Raw genomic sequence first — 16,240 nt, 5'->3', positions numbered from 1 at the left:
TTGTTTCACCACCACCACCACCACGAATTCCGCGATCAGATTAGCTGCTTGTCACATCCAACGCTTCGGCAACGCATCCCCGCCCGGCATCTGCGCCGTCCGCACTGCCGGCCCAAGCGTTGATAAATCAGCCGCTATCTTCCACGTCGGGATCGGGCACAAAAATAGGCCACGGCTTTCCGGACGCCGGATCGGGATGCAGTGGCTCGTTTTCAGGTGTGTCGCTTTCGTCGCGGACCCGGTCGATTTCGCGAAGCACGCGCGGGGCGGAGTCGCGAAACTGCCGTCCCGCCGTCATCGGTAAGAGCTTTCGTCGAAGTTCAGGTCGAACGCACCCCGCGAGTGTTCGGAGGGCAGCGAAAGCCTCTAATCGGAGGCGCAGGGCCACCCCGCCGGTGTGTTCAGACCGGCTGGCAATTTGGTCGAGCTATCGCCGCAGGTCATGTCGACCTGCTCCTGTTCGAGCCCGGTCGCCTCGGAGAGGTTTACGCCCTCGATCCGCGTCAGGAACATGAACGCACCATCGAAGTCGATCGGTCCCGTGAAGCTCGAGTTGCTAAAGCTGGCGCGCGACAGATTGGCGTGAGAAAAGCGGGTTCCGGTCAATTCCGCCCTATCGAAATTCGCCCGTCCGAGTTCGGCTTTCTCGAAGCTCGTACCCGTCAGCCGGGCGCCGCTGAAATTGGCCCGCTGCAGTTCGGAGTTGACGAAGGATGCCTTCTCGGCGGCGATACCGGCGAAATTGCAGCGATAGGCTTCGATTTTCGAAAAGTTCGCCCCTTCGGCCAAGGCACCAGCCACCGATGAACGCACCAGTGTTGCCTTCTCCAGGTTGGCGCCAATCAGATTGGCGCCCCGCAGGTCGGTCAAGGTGAAATCCGTGTTGACCAGATTGGCACCTTGCAGATCGCTACCGCCAAGCATGAGCGCCTTCTTGTTGCAGTCGGTCCAATCAGCGCCGGGTGCGGCCGCGTCCTTGCAACTCGCGGCGTGGCCGACCGCCGGCGCCGCCAGGGCGACAAGGCAAGCCGTGATTGCCGGCGCCAGCAAATTTTTCACCGTGCGAGCCGTCCCGTTCAGCGTTTTCCGGCGCAGCGCCGTGGACTGGCGCATCGCGCCGCACCCGTGGTCGAGATCGGTTTTGAGGATAGTCATGGCGCCGCTCCGGGACCCGCGGGGTCGAATGGTTTGTATTTCAGATGGCATACACACCCTTTGGATGATCGGCATCCCCGGTTGTGCGTGCTTCGGCGGTAAACGTATGACGTTGTTGCCCTTTATGCAAATAACAGAATTGAAAACGCTTCGTTTCAGATAGCGGCTTCCAACAGCCAGTCGCGCAGTTTGGCGTGGGGGCTCCCCTCGACAATGGCTGCTGGTGCGAGCAGTTGGTAGACCGTTCCGTCCTCGATAAATCCCATCGGCGCGGCCAGAATGCCACTATCGACGTCGTCACGAACAAGCTGCCAAGGCCCGATCGCGACGCCGATGCCGGCGACAGCGGCCTGAAGGCTTATGTAGAAATGCTCGAAACTCTGTGAGCGCCGCCCGAGCGTGCGGCAATCGGCGAGCCTCGCCCAGGTTTCCCACGCGTCCGGGCGGCTACGCGAATGGAGGAGAACCGCATCGGCGCGCAGTTCCGGCAGGCTGCCCGCGTCAGGCCGGTCGAAAAAAGACGCAACCTTGTCGACACGGCAGACGGGGCCAGTGCGTTCGCGAAACAGCGGGGTCGCATGGACCGCGCCCGTCTGCAGGAAATCGTTTCGCCGGATAGCGAGATCGATGCCGCGCCCCAGGGTTACCGGACCGCCCCCGGCAACGAGATGTACCGGAACTTCCGGGTGCCGCCCTTGAAAATCCGGCAACCTCGGGATGAGCCAGCGCATCAGAAGCGTCGGCTCGCAGGAAACCACGAGGGCAGACACCCTCGCCTCTTCCCTGATCTCCCGGACGGCGGCCTCGACGAGAGCAAAGCCCTCGCGCACGGCAGTCGCGAGCTTGCGGCCGGCGTCCGTCAGGAAGACGCGCCGACTTCGCCTTTCAAACAGCGCCACGCCCAACTCGTCCTCCATGAGACGGACTGCCCGGCTGATCGCGCCATGGGTTAGATGCAATGCCTCCGCAGCGCGGCTGAAGCTTTCGAGCCTCGCCGCCGCCTCGAAGCAGCGAAGCGCTGCCATAGGCGGCAGGCGAACGACGTTAATCTGTGAGCTAGGCTCACCAATATCGTCAGAATTCATCGTTAGTCGCCGCACCGTTTGTCGCCTATTGCTTCTGCAACATCGACGGAACAAGCGAGAAATGCAATGACGGAACTGTTAGCCGTAGTCACCATAACGATCTTGGCTGTTATCAGCCCCGGCCCCGATTTCGCGATGGTCACGCGCAACAGTCTTTTGCTGTCCCGACGGGCCGGCGTTTTGACTGCGCTCGGGATCGGCGCAGGTGTCTGCGTCCATGTCGCCTATACCATCCTGGGTGTCGGGCTTGTCATCCGGCGATCGATCCTTCTCTTCAGCATCTTGAAGCTTGGCGGTGCCGCCTACCTGATCTGGCTCGGTTTCAAGATGTTGCGCGCCAAGCCTCCGGGCCCGCTGGAAAAGCTCGACGTTCCGGCGCTTTCCGATCTCGGCGCCCTGCGCACCGGGTTTTTCACCAACGCGCTCAATCCAAAAACGACGGTCTTTATCGTCAGCCTCTTCATGCAGGTCGTCGAACCGACGACCCCGCTGCTTTTGCAAGTCGGCTATGGCGGCTTCATCGCAGCCGCCCATATCGTCTGGTTCGCCTTGGTGGCCTTGTTCTTTTCGTTCGGTGTCGTGCGTGTTCGCCTTCTTCGACTGCGGCATTGGATCGATCGCGTCTTCGGCGCCTTGTTGGTGAGTTTCGGCCTTCTCCTGGCAACGACGAGTGTCACCAGACCCTAGCTGCGGCGAACCTCTGACAGGCGCCTATCTCCTGTCATTATCGGCCATATGCCTTGCCTGGGACGCGGAAGCATGCAATATCCATACAATTATCAAGACCGGATATTGTAGCGATGAACGACGAACGCTTGCAGATTTCGTGGAGCCCCACCATTCGCAAGGCTGATGGACCTCTCTATCTCGCGATCGCGGATGCGATTGCCGCGGATATTGCCGATGGACGGCTTGCGGACGGGATGCGACTGCCGCCGCAGCGCGTGCTGGCAGAAGCGCTGGGGATCGACTTCACCACCGTTAGCCGTGCTTACAACGAAGCGAGGCACCGTGGCCACGTGGAAGGCCGCGTCGGCCAGGGCACCTATGTTAAGGCACGGCGGGCCAATGTCGCCCGTCCGGCGACCGGTGGCATTGTAGACATGAGCATGAATCTGCCACCGTTGTTTGACGATCACGCGCTTTCTGCGCGGCTCTGGGATGACATGGCAGCACTTCAGGCTGAGCACGGGCTCGACCTTCTGATGCGCTATCAGGCGCCCGCCGGCACACTGCACAACAGAGCCGCCGGCGCCGCCTGGCTGAGACCGCGCCTCGGCGAGGTGCCAGTCGGGCGCATGCTGGTCTGCCCTGGCGCGCAAGGCGCGCTGCTTGCCGCGCTCAGCAGTTTGGCCAAGGCAGGCGACACCATATGCGCCGAGGCGATTGCCTACCCGGGTCTTCGGGCGCTCGCCGCCCATCTCGGCATCACGCTGCTGGGGGTCGCCATCGATGACAAAGGCCTTATTCCGGAAGCCTTTGAGGAGCTTTGCTCGACGCATACATTAAAGGCCCTCTACTGCAATCCGACGCTTCACAACCCGACGACCGTCACGCTCTCGCTGGAGCGCCGCGAAGCCATCGTCGCCGTCGCCAGACGACATGGCGTGGCGATCATTGAAGATGACGCTTATGGCGCCCTCCCGGTGGCACCGCCGCCCGCGCTTGCTGCGCTGGCGCCGGATCTTGTCTATTATATCGGGGGCCTGGCGAAATGCCTCTCGCCGGCGCTCCGCATCGCTTATCTCGTCGTGCCGGATAGCCGCAGCTCGGTCCGGATCGAGGGCGCCATCCGGGCAACCGCCGGCCTGGCGTCGCCCCTCACAGCCGCTATCGCCACCCGCTGGATCGAGGATGGAACGGCAGATGCCGTCCTTGGCGCGATCCGCACCGAAACAGCCGCTCGGCAAAAGATAGCCGAAAACGTCCTTCCGAAAGACACGGCCGTCAGCGACCCTCATGCCTTTCATGTCTGGTTGCGCCTGCCGCGGCCCTGGACCCGCGGCGAGTTCAGCGGGCGGCTGCAGGCGGCGGGCATCGCGGTCGTTCCGAGTGACGCCTTTGCCGTCGGCCCGGCCCCGGAAGCCGTACGCCTGGGGCTGGGCGCGGCTGCCACACAAGAAGAATTGCGCCGCAGCCTGTTGACCATCGCTGACCTCCTCGGCCAATCCCCCGCCGCATCCAGCCTCGTGGTCTAAGGGAAACGGTGCTGCTGGCGGGCGAAATTGTCGCAGCAATGTATGCATACAATAATTTGACAATGTATGCTTTCGGGCGCTTAATCCTCCGGACCTGAGGCGGCGCCTAGGAATGGCTGGCCGCATACCAGGCAACATCGGCGAACATCAGGATGCGCCGGACGAGACGCCTGAAAGGAACGACAATGTCTTCGGATCACGAATGGCCACCCATCCCACCCATGCAGACCGGTCTGCGCGGCCGTTGCCCGCGCTGCGGACAAGGACACCTCTTCCAGGGGTTCCTGAAGATGCGCAAGGAGTGCGAAGTCTGCGGTCTCGACTATTCTTTCGCAGATCCAGCCGATGGCCCCGCCTTCTTCGTCATCTGTTTTGCCTGTGTGCCAAGCGTGCTTCTTGGCGTCTGGCTCGAGGTTCAGTATAGCGCGCCGCTCTGGGTGCATCTGCTGGTCACCGGCCCGTTCATGCTGCTGACATGTATTCCACCGCTTCGACCCTTGAAGGGATGGCTCGTCTCAAGCCAGTTCTTCTACAAGGCCGAGGAGGGCAAGGTCGTCAGGCGAAGTGCGGATCCGCCGGTTGCGACAACGCAGTAATGACCGCGCTTCACTGCGAGAACGTGGCTACCGGTCGCCGATAGTGCGGCGACCGTCTTCAGGTGGCGGCGCGCCTTGTCAGGCGGCAGATACCGTCCGCCCGCATCCGCCAGGAAGGCCGATCACCTGTTCGATACAGCGCGGCACTGGTCGAACAGAACCTTCTCCTTGGCATCCGCCTCCGGGCCAAGCCAAGTCAATGCCCCGAACTCGTCCCCAATCCGCCAACGGTAACTGCCTCCGTCACCGTGCGGAGACACATACATCTCCTCGGAGCGGTCGATAAGGCGCCACATTCGGACGGTTTTGCCCGCAAGTTCCGCCAGCACGGACTCCTCACCGCTCTTCTTCTTCGCATAGGCAATGGTAACCGGACCTTGTTCGCAAGAATAAGCAATGACCGTTACTGCCGTGGTCGCCTTTGCTGCGAAAGATGAAGATGCATCCGAGAGCGACATGACTGCCGCGGCGATGAGGAATGCACATCGATTCATGCCGAAATCTCCGATGGGACCGTGCAGGCTGGATCGCCTTGCGGGCCTGTGTCCTAGGAGGAATTACAATCATTGGTTTCATTTCGTCAAGCAAGTCGCGACCATCAGGAGCGCGCCGGAGCGTCAGCGCAGCGGTTCCCTTCTAAGCAGCTTTTAGAGGCGTTGCGTGTGGGTCGCTGCAGCACTGATCGCGAACGGTCGGTCGCCTCCCAGAGTAGAAAAACCCCAAAAAAACTAATGGCGCCGCCAACCGTTGATCGTTGACGGCGCTCTTCACCGGAAGCCTCTCTTCTCAAAGGCCGGCACTAGGTAAAATAGAGAAACCAAACCGTCAATGTGTAGTGTATGAAGTTTTTACGAGGGATTGTTGTCAATAGTTCCTCGCCGTCAAAATATCATTCGGATTCATTACTATCTATAAGCGGTCATTTTTATTTTAGAAACACGTGATAGTGACTATTGTGCCACACTATATATCAAAGAAGTTCTCCGAAGATTCGAAACAAAATTGTTACAAAGCTGTCGTTTGGCGATGATAGCGGTGTCGCCGCTGCCCGCCGCGAGTCATCGTGGCCGGTTCATTTCGTCGCAGCGCGAGCGAGGTAGCCGATAATTCTCTGGGGGACACCAGGGTCGGGCCTTGTTGACCTTGAAAACCATTAGAGAGATCGTCCGTATGAATATCAAAAGTCTTCTTCTCGGCTCCGCTGCTGCCCTCGCAGCAGTCTCCGGCGCCCAGGCAGCTGACGCAATCGTCGCAGCCGAGCCGGAGCCCATGGAATATGTTCGCGTTTGCGACGCTTTCGGCACTGGCTACTTCTACATCCCGGGCACCGAAACCTGCCTCAAGATCGGCGGCTTCATCCGTTTCCAGACCTCGTTCGGTAGTGACGCTTCGACCAGCCGTTACAACCAGGCGAAGCATGACTTCCTCGGCAACGGCGGCCCGAACTATTCCACCTCGGACTGGGATGCCTTCTCGCGCGCTTACATCTCGTTCGACGCCAAGAGCGACACCGAGTATGGCACGCTCACCGGCTTCTTCGCTGCTGAGTTCAACGCCGACAACGACACCGATTCTGGCGATAGCGACTTCATCGACGTTGATGAAGCCTACATCCAGCTCGGCGGCCTGAAGGCCGGTTTCTTCTACAACTGGTGGGATAAGGGTATCAACGGCGAAACCGACACGCTCGGCAACGTCACCGAATTCAACTCGGTCGCCTACCTCTACGACGGCGGTTCGTTCCAGGCCGGTATCTCGGTCGACGAGCTCGAAGGCTGGTCCACCAAGGCAAACGGCATCGGCATCTCCGGTATCGTTTCGGCTTCAGTCGGCGGCGTTTCGTTCGACTTGCTCGGCGGCTACGACACCGAGTGGGAAGAAGGCGCAATCCGCGGCCTGCTCTCGGCAGACCTCGGACCGGGCACCTTCCAGCTTGCCGGCATCTGGGCTTCGAACCCGAACACCTACTGGAAGGCTTCCGAGTGGTCCGTTGCAGCGTCGTACGCCTTCAAGGCCACCGACAAGCTGAAGATCACCCCCGGTGTCCAGTACTGGGATAGCCTGCAGACCTCGTTCACCGATTTCGGTGACGACGACATGTGGCGCGCTGGCGTAACGCTCGACTACGCGATCACCGAAGGTCTGGCGACCCGCATCTCCGTTCAGTACGAAGACAAGGACAATGCCGACGAGCAGGTCAAGGGCTTCGTCCGTCTGCAGCGCAACTTCTAATCCGACCACCATCGGATGCAATGGCCCGCAACCTCTGCCGAGGTTGCGGGCTTTCTTATTGCCAGCGAAATACGTCAGCCGCCGAATCCGGCGCTGATCAATTGGCTGGGGTTGGCTCGCCCAGCGAAAGCATCAGACGGTTCGCCCAGTTGAAGAACGCGGCGCCGTGGATCACATCGGCGATTTCCAATTCATCAAGGCCGGCCGCAGCCAAGCGTGCGACATGCTCGTCGCCGAAGGCGGGCGGTGTCGCAGTCAGCGCGACGGAGGCGGCAACGATTGCATTCCATCGCTCGCCAAGGTCGGCACCGACACCCTCATCCAACAGCTTTTGCACATCGTCGCCTCGATTCGAATGATGAGACGCGAAGCGCGCGTGGACCGATGCGCAGAAGATGCAGCCATTTGAACGCGAGGCGGCCGTGGCCGCGAGTTCGCGCTCCGCGCGTGGCAAGCCCGTGCGGGTATTGTAGAAGATGTCCTTGTCCGTCTTCGTACGTGCCTCCAGTACCTCCGGATCGCGTACCAGCAGGCGAAAATAGGGAGACTTTGCGCGCGCCGCTTCGACAAGCCCGCGGAGGTGTCGATCGGTCAGATCGTCCTCCGCCAAGGGCTGGAGCCACGGCGTCCAGCCGATTTCGGCCTGGGTGAAGGTTACAGGAGGATTTTCTACGCCCGGTGTGATGGCAACTTCAGTCATTGTCGCGGTTCCTCTCGACGTCTTATGCGGCGGCACGTTTCGATGCGGCGGAAAGCAGGCTGAGCCCGGCGATCACCCGGATCTGGAACGCGACAAACGAGACGAGTTGCGACAGCGTGACGATGCCATCTGTCGTCCAGCCGGCGTCGAGCAGCGCCTGCAGCGCTTGCGGGCTGGCCTCGCGCGGGCGGAAGACGAGCAGATGGGCATGTTCCAGCGCCGCTGAGAGCTTTTCGCCGAGCACGTCGCGGTTTGTGTCCGAGACGCGATAAAGCAGACCCGCCTTGTTCTCGACGCTCAAGGGCCCCTCGGGGTAATCGCCGTAGGGACCCGTCGCCTGCCCTGACCCAATCTCCGCCTTCAATACCTCGACAAGCCAGCGATCCGTACCGCTTTCCTCCAGGGGATTGACGTAGAATTCATAGATATCCGGTTGACGGTGAAGTCCGGCGATGAAGCTCGCAATTGTCTGCCGCTCCGCCAGGGAGACGTCGCCGGGTGCCTTGGGTCGAAAAAGCGCGAGATAGCTTTGCTGCGCCTGTTCTCGCGTTTCCGGTCGTTGGGCGCGTATGCTGTCGAGGCTCGATCCCGGGGTGATGCCCGCGAGCAGATCGATGATGTCTGGTGACACTTGGGTCATGGCTTTGTCTCCTCTACTGGGTGAAATCGGCGCTCAGTCTCAACCGACGGCACCAAACCGGCGCGCGTGGAACTTCTCCTGCGGCGACCAGCCGAGCGCTGGCGCAACCTTGGTCGCGATCAATTCGATCGAACGAAGGATCAAAGGGTGCGGCGGATCGACGGAGTGAACCTGGAACACGAGGTCGGTGACGCGCTCCAGGGTCTCGTCGCGGCTGAGGCTTTCGATGACGTCGTCCACCGATCCGACATGGACGTCGAATGCGGCGATCAGATCGGCAAGGGAGTTGCCGGCAACCTTGTGGCCGGCGGCGATCAAGCGTTCTGCACCGCGGTTCAGCCCGATCTCCGCCAGGCGCAGCGCTTCAGCACGGCTATCGGCGACAAACAGGCTGCGGGACCCGAGGATGCGGGGCGCGCGACCGGAGGGAAGCGCATGCAGATAGGCGTCGATGATCGGGTTCTGTAGTTCCGCCAACGAGGCGTTCGGCTTGTCCTGCGGCCGCGGCTGCGTGCGCGACAGCATCAGACCGTCGCCAGCGCGACCGGCGCGCTCGCCGCCGGCGACCGAGAAGGTTGCCTGCCAGGTGCGATCGAGCAGTTGCGGCGCTGCGGGATAGAGACGATCCCCGCCGGCAAGCGCTCGGCCGGCCCAGGCATCAAGCACGGTTTGGAGATGCCGACCAAAGACCGCACCACGCTCGGCGCTTTCAAGGCCGAAGGCGGTGAAGGACGACGGCGTTCCGCCTGTGCCGAATCCGACCTCCAGGCGGCCCCCGGAAAGCAAATCGAAAACCGCTGCGTCTTCCGCCACCCGGATCGGGTTTTCGAGCGGCAGGGTGATGACGCCCGTGCCGAGGCGGATGCGCGTCGTTTCGGCTGCTACATGAGCGAGGAAAACAAGAGGCGCGGGCAGACCGCCTTCATCAGCATGGAAGTGATGCTGCGCCACCCAGGCGGTATCGAAGCCGAAGCGCTCGGCGGTCACGATCTGCTCCTTGGCGTAGTAATAGCGGGTGCCGGCGGGAACGTCGTCGAGCACACGTGTGAAAAAGCCAAGGCGCTTGCGTGGGGTGGTCTGTGTCATGGTCAGTCCTGTTCATAATTCCCGCCGCATCAGGCAGCGGCCCGGGGGCTTTGCCCGGGGATGGCGTTGATCAGCTCGCGGGTGTAGTCGCCGCTTGGATGTTCGAAGACGTCAGAAACCACCCCACCATCGACGAGGCGCCCATCTCTCAGGACGGAAACGGTGTCGGAGATCTGGCGCACCACGGCGAGGTCGTGGGACACGAAGAGGTAGGTCAGGCCGAGATCGCTCTGCAGTTCCTGGAGCAGGGCGAGAATGCGCGCCTGGACGCTCACATCCAGAGCGGATACCGCTTCGTCCAGCACCAGAACCTGAGGATCGAGCACAAGTGCCCTGGCGATCGCGACCCGCTGGCGCTGGCCACCGGACAGCGCGTGTGGTCGTCGCGCAACCGCGTCTTCGGGCAGCCCGACCCGGGAGAGTATCGCCCTCGCCTTCTCCTCGCGATCGCTGCGCTTGAGTCGGCTGAAATTGAGCAGGGGCTCTGCCACGATTTGCAGGATGCTTTGGCGTGGGTCGAGCGATCCGTAGGGGTTCTGGTAGACGAACTGGATCTTGCGCCGGAACTGCCGGAGATCCTCCCCGACAAGACGGGAGAGATCTGTTCCGTCGATTTCGATCCGCCCAGCGGTCGGTTTGTCGAAGCCAACGATACTTCTGATGGTCGTCGTCTTTCCCGAACCGGACTCACCAACGATCGCGTGGGTCGACCCGCGACGGACACGAAAGCTCAGATCGTCGACCGCGCGAAACCGGCTTTTGCCCTCGCCCGCAAATTCGCGAACAAGACCGTCGACGACGACAATATCGTCGTGAACCCCTGATGCTGCCCAACTGGCCCCCGGCCTGGACACGGGGCTTGCGAAAGACGGTGCAGCCGCAAGCAGTTGTCGTGTGTAAGGGCTGCGCGGGGCGGCGAGAACGACGCTGGCTGCGCCTTGTTCCTGAATTCGCCCGTCCTTGAGAACGACTATGCGATCAGCGCGGTCGGCGGCGACGCTGAGATCGTGGGTCACGAGAAGTACGGCAGTGCCGTACTCGACTCGCAGTTCATCGATCAGATCGAGAATGCGTTTCTGCACCGTGACGTCGAGCGCACTCGTCGGCTCATCGGCGATGATCAACTGCGGTTTCAGGGCAATGGCGATCGCGATCAGCACGCGCTGGCGCATGCCACCCGACAGTTCGTGTGGATATTGCCGCGCCCGCAATGCCGGCTCGCTCAGGCCCACACGGGCAAGCAGGGAAATGACGCGATCGTCGATCTCGTCAGGGCGCAGCGCACCGTGGATCCGGAAGATCTCGCCCACCTGCGCGCCGATGGTCTTGACCGGGTTAAGAGAGTTTCCCGGATCCTGCGGCACCAGGCTGATCCTGGCGCCACGTACCGTTTCCAGTTGCCGATCGGTCCATCGGGCAATGTCGGTTCCGTTGAGCTTGATGCCACCGCGTTCGACGCGACCATTCTGAGCGAGCAGACCGATGATCGACTGCGCCGTGGTGGTCTTGCCGGAGCCGGATTCGCCAACAAGGGCAACGACTTCGCCAGGATTGATGCTGAAGGAAACATCGTGGACGGCGCGTCGTTCCGCAGTTCCATCACCATAGGCGATGCATAGTGCCTCGACTTCGAGAACGGGCGACACCTGCTGAGGGAACACGGTCATGCTGCGGCCTTTCCGAAAGATTGGCTGACCCGATTGGCGGCCAATACGACCAGAACGACCACGACGCCGGGCGCTGTCGTCAGCCACCAGGCCGTCGAGATGTAGTTGCGGCCTTCTGCGATCAGCAGGCCCCATTCGGGCGTCGGCGGTGGCGCGCCATAGCCGAGAAATCCGAGTGTCGAGATTTGCAGGACCGCCGAGCCGAACTGCAGCGATGCGAAGGCGAGAACTGAAGTGAGCGAGTTCGGCAGGATGTGCCGCCAAAGCACCGATGCAAACGTGCCGCCGCTGCCGAAGGCCGCCTCGACATAGTCACTGCGGCGTACACGCACGACTTCGGCCCGGGCCAGTCTGGCGAAGCCCGCGACCGAGGTGACGCCGACGGCAATAGCCGCATTCACCGTGCCGAAGCCGAGCAGGATGATGATGCTGAGCGAAAGCAGCAATGGCGGGATCGACAGGAAAACATCGACAAGCCGCATGATCGCGTCATCAAAGCGACGCCGGACGGAGCCGGCGACCACGCCGAGCCCGGTGCCCACGATAAGACCGAGGCCAACGGCGACAAAGGCACCCGTCAGCGAATGCACGGCACCATGGACGATGCGCGCGTAGAGGTCGCGTCCGAGAGCATCGGTCCCGAGCAGATGTTCTGCGCTGGGGCGCTTCAACTGCGCGCCACCCACGCCCTCGAGCGGGTTGTAGCCTGTGAAGAGCGAGGGGGCGACTGCCCAGAGGAAAACCGTCGCCAGGATGAACCAGGACAAGGCCAGTCCCGGAGGCACGCGGCGTAACGTCGAGGCCACGCGAGAGCGCCGTCCTTGGGTCTGCCGCATTGCATCCGCAGCGATGTCGTCGTGAAGCGTATCGAAGGTGGTCATGCGGCAACTCCGACTTTTGTCCTGAGGCGCGGATCGAGCACAGGATAGAGCAGGTCCACGACAAGATTGATGATCACGAATGCGAGCGCTGAGAGCACGACGATGGCCTGGAGGACGGCAGCATCCTGGCTGCCGACGGCCCGTTCGGTAAGGCCGCCGATGCCGTTGAGCCCGAAGACGGTTTCCGTCACCACGGCCCCGGCGATCAGTTCACCGAAGAGCACGCCCGCAATGGTCAGTGTCGGGAGGAGCGCATTCTTCGCCACATGCCGCCAGAGAATCCAGTGACGGTTCGCGCCTTTGGCACGGGCGACGCCGACGAAGGGCCGCGTCATCACGTCGTCGATGTTGCGCACAAGCACCTGGGCGAGCGGTGCAGAAATCGGCACCGCGAGCGTGAAGACGGGCAGGATCAGTTCCTGCCAGGGGCCGGGATTGATGACCGGAACGAGCTTCAGGCGGAAGGAAAAGATCTGGATCAACATGATCCCAAGCCAAAAGGTGGGGATCGAGATGAAGAGCGAAGGAACGGATTGCAGCACTCCGCGCAGCCAGGTGAACGGCGTCAGACTTGAGAGGAAGGCGATGAGGATCGCCAGCACGGAGGCAAGGAGGAAGCCAAGCGTGGCGAGTTTCAACGTTGCCGGCAGATGGGCTGCGAGCAAGCTGCTGACCGGAACGCCCGCCTGAATGGAGTAGCCGAAGTCGCCGGTCAGGAATTTGCCGATCGTCTGCACGTACTGAACGAGAACCGGGCTGTCGGCGGCATAGGACGCCCGGATTTCGGCGACCTGTTGCGCGGTCAGTCCAAGATCGGGGTTCTGGAACTTGATGAGGATCGCATCGCCGGGCATCGCCTGCAGCAGCACGAAGGAGATCGTGAATGCGGCCCACAGGACGAAGAGCGCCTGTCCGACGCGATTGAGCAAATAGGCGGACATGATCCAATCCTCTGCACGCGAATTTCGGGGAGTGGCGGCCACCGCGAGCGCGGTGGCCGCGGGTCGATCAATGCTCGGCGAGCCAGGTGCTGTAGAAGCTTGGACGACCGACTGCCTCGAAGGCGACGCCCTGGACGTAAGGGGCGCCGGCGTAGGCCTGCGGTTCCTCGAAGATCGGGATCGCATAGGCCTGGTCCACGACGTAATCCTGGATTTCGCCGGCGATCGCGAGGCGCTTTGCACGATCCGGCTCGGAGGCCAGGGAGTCGAGCAGACCATTCAGCTTGTCGTCGACGAAGCTCTGGACCTTGTCGCTGAGGCCACCCTTCTGGCGCAGCACGTCGCGGTTCTTCGGGTAGTACTGGCTCTTGATCACGTCGGGGTCGGCGCGACCGACCATCGCCGGCGAGACGGGCGTCTTCAGCGGATCGAGATCGTCGACCGTCCTGCTGCCACTATCGCCGGCAAGAACGTTAAGCTTCACGCCAACCTTGCCCCATTGCTGGGCGACCAGTTGCAGCGTCTCCTTGTTCTGCGGTTGCGGCAGAGATTCGTAAGCGGTCAGCACAAGTTCCTTGCCGTCCTTCTGGCGCAGGCCGTTGGATCCGACCGACCAGCCGGCCTCGTCGAGCAGCGCCTTGGCTTTCTGCGGATCAAAAGCGAGCTTTGCCGAGATATCCTTGTAGCCGAGCGCGGAGGACGCGATGATAGAGGTCGCCTGCGGATAGTTGGCAGAAAACAGCGTCGTGACGATTTCCTTGGCATCGGTCGCGTGCAGCAGCGCCTGGCGCACCTTGATGTCGGCCACGAGCGGATTGTCCGGCCGGAAAACGACGCTGTTGTTCACGCCGCGTGTCGATGGTGCGTAGATCTGGTAGTCCTGTGCCTCGACTTGGCTCTCGTCATAGGCCTGGACCTGGCGGATGAAATCTGCCTGGCCCGCAAGCAGCGCACCGATGCGCACGCTGTCTTCGCCGGTGATGATATAGGTGATGCCATCGAGATAGGCGCGGCCCTGGTGCTCGAGCTTCGCGGGACCCCAAACATACTCTTCGCGCGCCTTGAGGTTCAGCTCCTTGCCAATCGTCTCGCTCTCGACCACGAAGGGACCGGAGCCGATAATTTTGGTCGCATCGCCAAGCTCTTCGAAGGGAAGCGCGAGTGTGCTGGCGGCGACAAGCCCGGAGCCAATAACGGATGTTCCCTGCAGGAAGCCCGGCGAAGGTCGCTTGAAATAGAATTTGACGGTCAGCGGGTCGACGACTTCGCTGCGCTCATAGTTGTTGATGACTTCGGAAACGGGGTGCTTCAGTGCTTTGTTGCCAAGACCGAACACGTCGTAATTCTTGGCGACGGCCGCCGCGTCGAGTGGCGTGCCGTCGGAAAAAGTGACGCCCGGGCGGATCTTGAACGTGTATTCGGTCGCATCAGCATTGACCGTCCAGGATTCGGCGATCCACGGTTCGATCTCAAGCGTCTTCGGGTTCTGATAGGTCAGCTTGTCGGTGATCTGATTGAGGATACCGCCGTTCGGATAAAAGCCGCCTGCCGGGGGATAGAGATTGGTATGGGCTTGCTGCTCCAGATAGATCAGCGTCCCGCCTTTTACCGGCTCCGTGCCTTCGGCGTGGGCACCCACGTGGGTCAGGCCGGTCGCCGCGAGCGTCGCGAGGGTGAGCGCAAGCCGTTTCAGTTTCGTCGTCATGAGAGCCTTCCTTCGAAAATCCGAAGGCTATGGTACGACTGCCAGCGGCATTATCAATTAAATCTAGTAAATTAATATGCTATATGTTTCGACGGATGGGAAAGAAGCATCTCGCTCGCAGGCAAGGCTGAGATAATTGTCCCCGGCGTGCAAATTCACGTCGATCTCGACATGCTCCGAGCATCTCGTCTTTGTGGAAAAGCCGCCCTGTGCCCACCCGCCACACGCGCGACATGGACACGTGCTTGATTGCGGCCGGCATTGACAAGCCTGTCATTATCCGTTGAAAAAACTCGGCAATTCCTTTGAACCTCCCAGGGATCGAAAAGCATCATGGAAAGTAACAAAGTCCTCGTCGTCGGCGGTGCCGGCTATATCGGCTCGCACACCTGCCTCGAACTTGCCAACAAGGGGTTCGAACCCGTCGTCTATGACAACCTGTCGAACGGTCACGAGGAATTCGTCAAATGGGGCGTGCTCGAAAAGGGTGATATCCGTGATCGCCAGCGGCTCGACGAGGTCCTCGCCCGCCACAAGCCGCGCGCCATCCTGCATTTTGCCGCGATGATCGAGGTCGGTGAATCAGTCAAGGATCCGGTCTCCTTCTACGACAACAACGTCATCGGCACCCTCACCCTGCTTTCGGGCGCGCTCGCCGCCGGCGTCGAGGCCTTCGTCTTCTCATCGACCTGCGCCACCTACGGCCTGCCGGAAAGCGTGCCGATCGACGAGCAGCACCGCCAGGCGCCGATCAACCCCTACGGCCGGACAAAATGGGTGTGCGAGCAGGCGCTGAAGGACTATGGCCAGTACAAGGGTCTTCGTTCGGTGATCCTTCGCTACTTCAACGCCGCGGGCGCCGATCCGGAAGGCCGCATCGGCGAGTGGCACGAGCCCGAGACGCACGCGATCCCGCTTGCGATCGACGCTGCCCTTGGCCGCCGGCAAAGCTTCAAGATCTTCGGCACGGACTACGACACGCGCGACGGCACCTGCGTGCGCGACTATATCCACGTGCTTGATCTGGCCGACGCGCATGTGCGCGCTGTCGAATATCTGCTTGCCGGCGGCGACAGCGTCGAGCTCAATCTCGGCACGGGTACGGGCACGACCGTCAAGGAGCTCTTGACGGCGATTGCCGACGTCTCCGGCCGCGAGTTCAATATCGACCGGGTCGAACGTCGCGAGGGCGATTCCACGACGCTCGTCGCCAACAACGACAAGGCACGCGACATTCTCGGCTGGGTCCCGCAATACGATCTGTCGGATATCACCCGCACCGCCTGGAACTGGCATTCGCGTCGCAACCAGGGCGCCTGATGAATTGCTGAATCGGTGCGGCGTTTCAGGCGCC

The 16,240-nt window shown here is 61.6% G+C and carries 16 protein-coding genes; 5 read left to right on the top strand and 11 right to left on the bottom strand.

Going from position 1 to position 16,240, the window contains the following annotated elements:
• Window positions 1-127: 127 nt before the first annotated feature.
• From AC070A_RS27770 to AC070A_RS27760, 3 genes are all read right to left on the bottom strand, one after another.
• Window positions 128-388: a hypothetical protein gene (locus AC070A_RS27770; RefSeq protein ID WP_425987633.1), complete on the bottom strand. Its 261-nt coding sequence runs from the start codon at window positions 386-388 to the stop codon at window positions 128-130.
• The gene (locus AC070A_RS27765) at window positions 367-1,113 is read right to left on the bottom strand and encodes a pentapeptide repeat-containing protein (protein ID WP_082615791.1); all 747 of its coding nucleotides are present in this window, start codon (window positions 1,111-1,113) and stop codon (window positions 367-369) included. The genes AC070A_RS27770 and AC070A_RS27765 overlap by 22 nt, the downstream gene beginning before the upstream one ends.
• 197 nt (window positions 1,114-1,310) lie before the next feature.
• Window positions 1,311-2,240, bottom strand: a complete 930-nt coding sequence (locus AC070A_RS27760; RefSeq protein WP_113737163.1) for a LysR family transcriptional regulator — start codon at window positions 2,238-2,240, stop codon at window positions 1,311-1,313.
• 66 nt (window positions 2,241-2,306) lie between these two features.
• Between AC070A_RS27760 and AC070A_RS27755 the strand changes: the two genes are divergently transcribed.
• The 3 genes from AC070A_RS27755 (at window position 2,307) to AC070A_RS27745 (ending at window position 5,034) form a co-directional block, all read left to right on the top strand.
• Complete coding sequence (locus tag AC070A_RS27755; RefSeq protein WP_492384105.1) at window positions 2,307-2,927, top strand: LysE family translocator; 621 nt, start codon at window positions 2,307-2,309, stop codon at window positions 2,925-2,927.
• A 113-nt stretch (window positions 2,928-3,040) separates the two neighbouring features.
• Window positions 3,041-4,438: an aminotransferase-like domain-containing protein gene (locus AC070A_RS27750; protein ID WP_492384106.1), complete on the top strand. Its 1,398-nt coding sequence runs from the start codon at window positions 3,041-3,043 to the stop codon at window positions 4,436-4,438.
• 185 nt (window positions 4,439-4,623) lie between these two features.
• Window positions 4,624-5,034 carry a DUF983 domain-containing protein gene (locus tag AC070A_RS27745; protein WP_057249508.1) on the top strand — a complete coding sequence of 137 codons (411 nt, stop codon included), beginning with the start codon at window positions 4,624-4,626 and terminating at the stop codon, window positions 5,032-5,034.
• Between the two features lie 122 nt (window positions 5,035-5,156).
• Here AC070A_RS27745 and AC070A_RS27740 read toward each other — a convergent pair whose 3' ends face one another.
• Window positions 5,157-5,528: a hypothetical protein gene (locus tag AC070A_RS27740; RefSeq protein ID WP_492384107.1), complete on the bottom strand. Its 372-nt coding sequence runs from the start codon at window positions 5,526-5,528 to the stop codon at window positions 5,157-5,159.
• Window positions 5,529-6,204: 676 nt separating this feature from the next.
• Between AC070A_RS27740 and AC070A_RS27735 the strand changes: the two genes are divergently transcribed.
• Window positions 6,205-7,266 carry a porin gene (locus AC070A_RS27735; protein ID WP_112994951.1) on the top strand — a complete coding sequence of 354 codons (1,062 nt, stop codon included), beginning with the start codon at window positions 6,205-6,207 and terminating at the stop codon, window positions 7,264-7,266.
• A 97-nt stretch (window positions 7,267-7,363) separates the two neighbouring features.
• On the opposite strand, the gene AC070A_RS27730 is transcribed toward AC070A_RS27735, so the two are convergent.
• The 7 genes from AC070A_RS27730 to AC070A_RS27700 all read right to left on the bottom strand — a co-directional run bounded on the left by AC070A_RS27730 (window position 7,364) and on the right by AC070A_RS27700 (window position 14,886).
• Window positions 7,364-7,966 (bottom strand): alkylhydroperoxidase domain protein, encoded by a 603-nt coding sequence (locus AC070A_RS27730; RefSeq protein WP_112994952.1) that lies wholly within the window; start codon window positions 7,964-7,966, stop codon window positions 7,364-7,366.
• A 22-nt stretch (window positions 7,967-7,988) separates the two neighbouring features.
• Entirely contained in the window at window positions 7,989-8,606 is a 618-nt protein-coding gene (locus AC070A_RS27725) for a CMD domain protein (protein ID WP_057249502.1), read from the bottom strand.
• A gap of 39 nt (window positions 8,607-8,645) precedes the next feature.
• Window positions 8,646-9,692: a putative FMN-dependent luciferase-like monooxygenase gene (locus AC070A_RS27720; RefSeq protein ID WP_112994953.1), complete on the bottom strand. Its 1,047-nt coding sequence runs from the start codon at window positions 9,690-9,692 to the stop codon at window positions 8,646-8,648.
• A 29-nt stretch (window positions 9,693-9,721) separates the two neighbouring features.
• The gene (locus AC070A_RS27715) at window positions 9,722-11,359 is read right to left on the bottom strand and encodes a dipeptide ABC transporter ATP-binding protein (protein ID WP_492384108.1); all 1,638 of its coding nucleotides are present in this window, start codon (window positions 11,357-11,359) and stop codon (window positions 9,722-9,724) included.
• Complete coding sequence (locus AC070A_RS27710; protein WP_113737159.1) at window positions 11,356-12,240, bottom strand: ABC transporter permease; 885 nt, start codon at window positions 12,238-12,240, stop codon at window positions 11,356-11,358. Before AC070A_RS27710 ends, AC070A_RS27715 begins: the two co-directional genes overlap by 4 nt.
• Window positions 12,237-13,181, bottom strand: a complete 945-nt coding sequence (locus AC070A_RS27705) for an ABC transporter permease (protein ID WP_492384109.1) — start codon at window positions 13,179-13,181, stop codon at window positions 12,237-12,239. The genes AC070A_RS27710 and AC070A_RS27705 overlap by 4 nt, the downstream gene beginning before the upstream one ends.
• Before the next feature lie 67 nt (window positions 13,182-13,248).
• The gene (locus AC070A_RS27700; protein WP_113737157.1) at window positions 13,249-14,886 is read right to left on the bottom strand and encodes a TIGR04028 family ABC transporter substrate-binding protein; all 1,638 of its coding nucleotides are present in this window, start codon (window positions 14,884-14,886) and stop codon (window positions 13,249-13,251) included.
• Between the two features lie 333 nt (window positions 14,887-15,219).
• Here AC070A_RS27700 and galE point away from each other — a divergent pair, with 333 nt between their 5' ends.
• A complete protein-coding gene (gene galE / locus AC070A_RS27695) occupies window positions 15,220-16,206 on the top strand; it encodes a UDP-glucose 4-epimerase GalE (RefSeq protein WP_492384110.1) in 987 nt (328 codons plus the stop codon).
• Window positions 16,207-16,240: the final 34 nt, after the last annotated feature.

This window comes from Ensifer sp. GW101-20A05 (genome assembly GCF_059424735.1).
Note: the sequence above shows the minus strand (reverse complement) of the source record. Positions and strands in the feature narration are given on the sequence as shown.

What these genes read in the sequence shown, in the direction of transcription:
- AC070A_RS27765 (WP_082615791.1), bottom strand. Translation starts at nt 1,113, where the DNA reads ATGCGCCAGTCCACGGCGCTGCGCCGGAAAACGCTGAACGGGACGGCT.
- AC070A_RS27760 (WP_113737163.1), bottom strand. Translation starts at nt 2,240, where the DNA reads ATGAATTCTGACGATATTGGTGAGCCTAGCTCACAGATTAACGTCGTT.
- AC070A_RS27755 (WP_492384105.1), top strand. Translation starts at nt 2,307, where the DNA reads ATGACGGAACTGTTAGCCGTAGTCACCATAACGATCTTGGCTGTTATC.
- AC070A_RS27750 (WP_492384106.1), top strand. Translation starts at nt 3,041, where the DNA reads ATGAACGACGAACGCTTGCAGATTTCGTGGAGCCCCACCATTCGCAAG.
- AC070A_RS27745 (WP_057249508.1), top strand. Translation starts at nt 4,624, where the DNA reads ATGTCTTCGGATCACGAATGGCCACCCATCCCACCCATGCAGACCGGT.
- AC070A_RS27740 (WP_492384107.1), bottom strand. Translation starts at nt 5,528, where the DNA reads ATGAATCGATGTGCATTCCTCATCGCCGCGGCAGTCATGTCGCTCTCG.
- AC070A_RS27735 (WP_112994951.1), top strand. Translation starts at nt 6,205, where the DNA reads ATGAATATCAAAAGTCTTCTTCTCGGCTCCGCTGCTGCCCTCGCAGCA.
- AC070A_RS27730 (WP_112994952.1), bottom strand. Translation starts at nt 7,966, where the DNA reads ATGACTGAAGTTGCCATCACACCGGGCGTAGAAAATCCTCCTGTAACC.
- AC070A_RS27725 (WP_057249502.1), bottom strand. Translation starts at nt 8,606, where the DNA reads ATGACCCAAGTGTCACCAGACATCATCGATCTGCTCGCGGGCATCACC.
- AC070A_RS27720 (WP_112994953.1), bottom strand. Translation starts at nt 9,692, where the DNA reads ATGACACAGACCACCCCACGCAAGCGCCTTGGCTTTTTCACACGTGTG.
- AC070A_RS27715 (WP_492384108.1), bottom strand. Translation starts at nt 11,359, where the DNA reads ATGACCGTGTTCCCTCAGCAGGTGTCGCCCGTTCTCGAAGTCGAGGCA.
- AC070A_RS27710 (WP_113737159.1), bottom strand. Translation starts at nt 12,240, where the DNA reads ATGACCACCTTCGATACGCTTCACGACGACATCGCTGCGGATGCAATG.
- AC070A_RS27705 (WP_492384109.1), bottom strand. Translation starts at nt 13,181, where the DNA reads ATGTCCGCCTATTTGCTCAATCGCGTCGGACAGGCGCTCTTCGTCCTG.
- AC070A_RS27700 (WP_113737157.1), bottom strand. Translation starts at nt 14,886, where the DNA reads ATGACGACGAAACTGAAACGGCTTGCGCTCACCCTCGCGACGCTCGCG.
- galE (WP_492384110.1), top strand. Translation starts at nt 15,220, where the DNA reads ATGGAAAGTAACAAAGTCCTCGTCGTCGGCGGTGCCGGCTATATCGGC.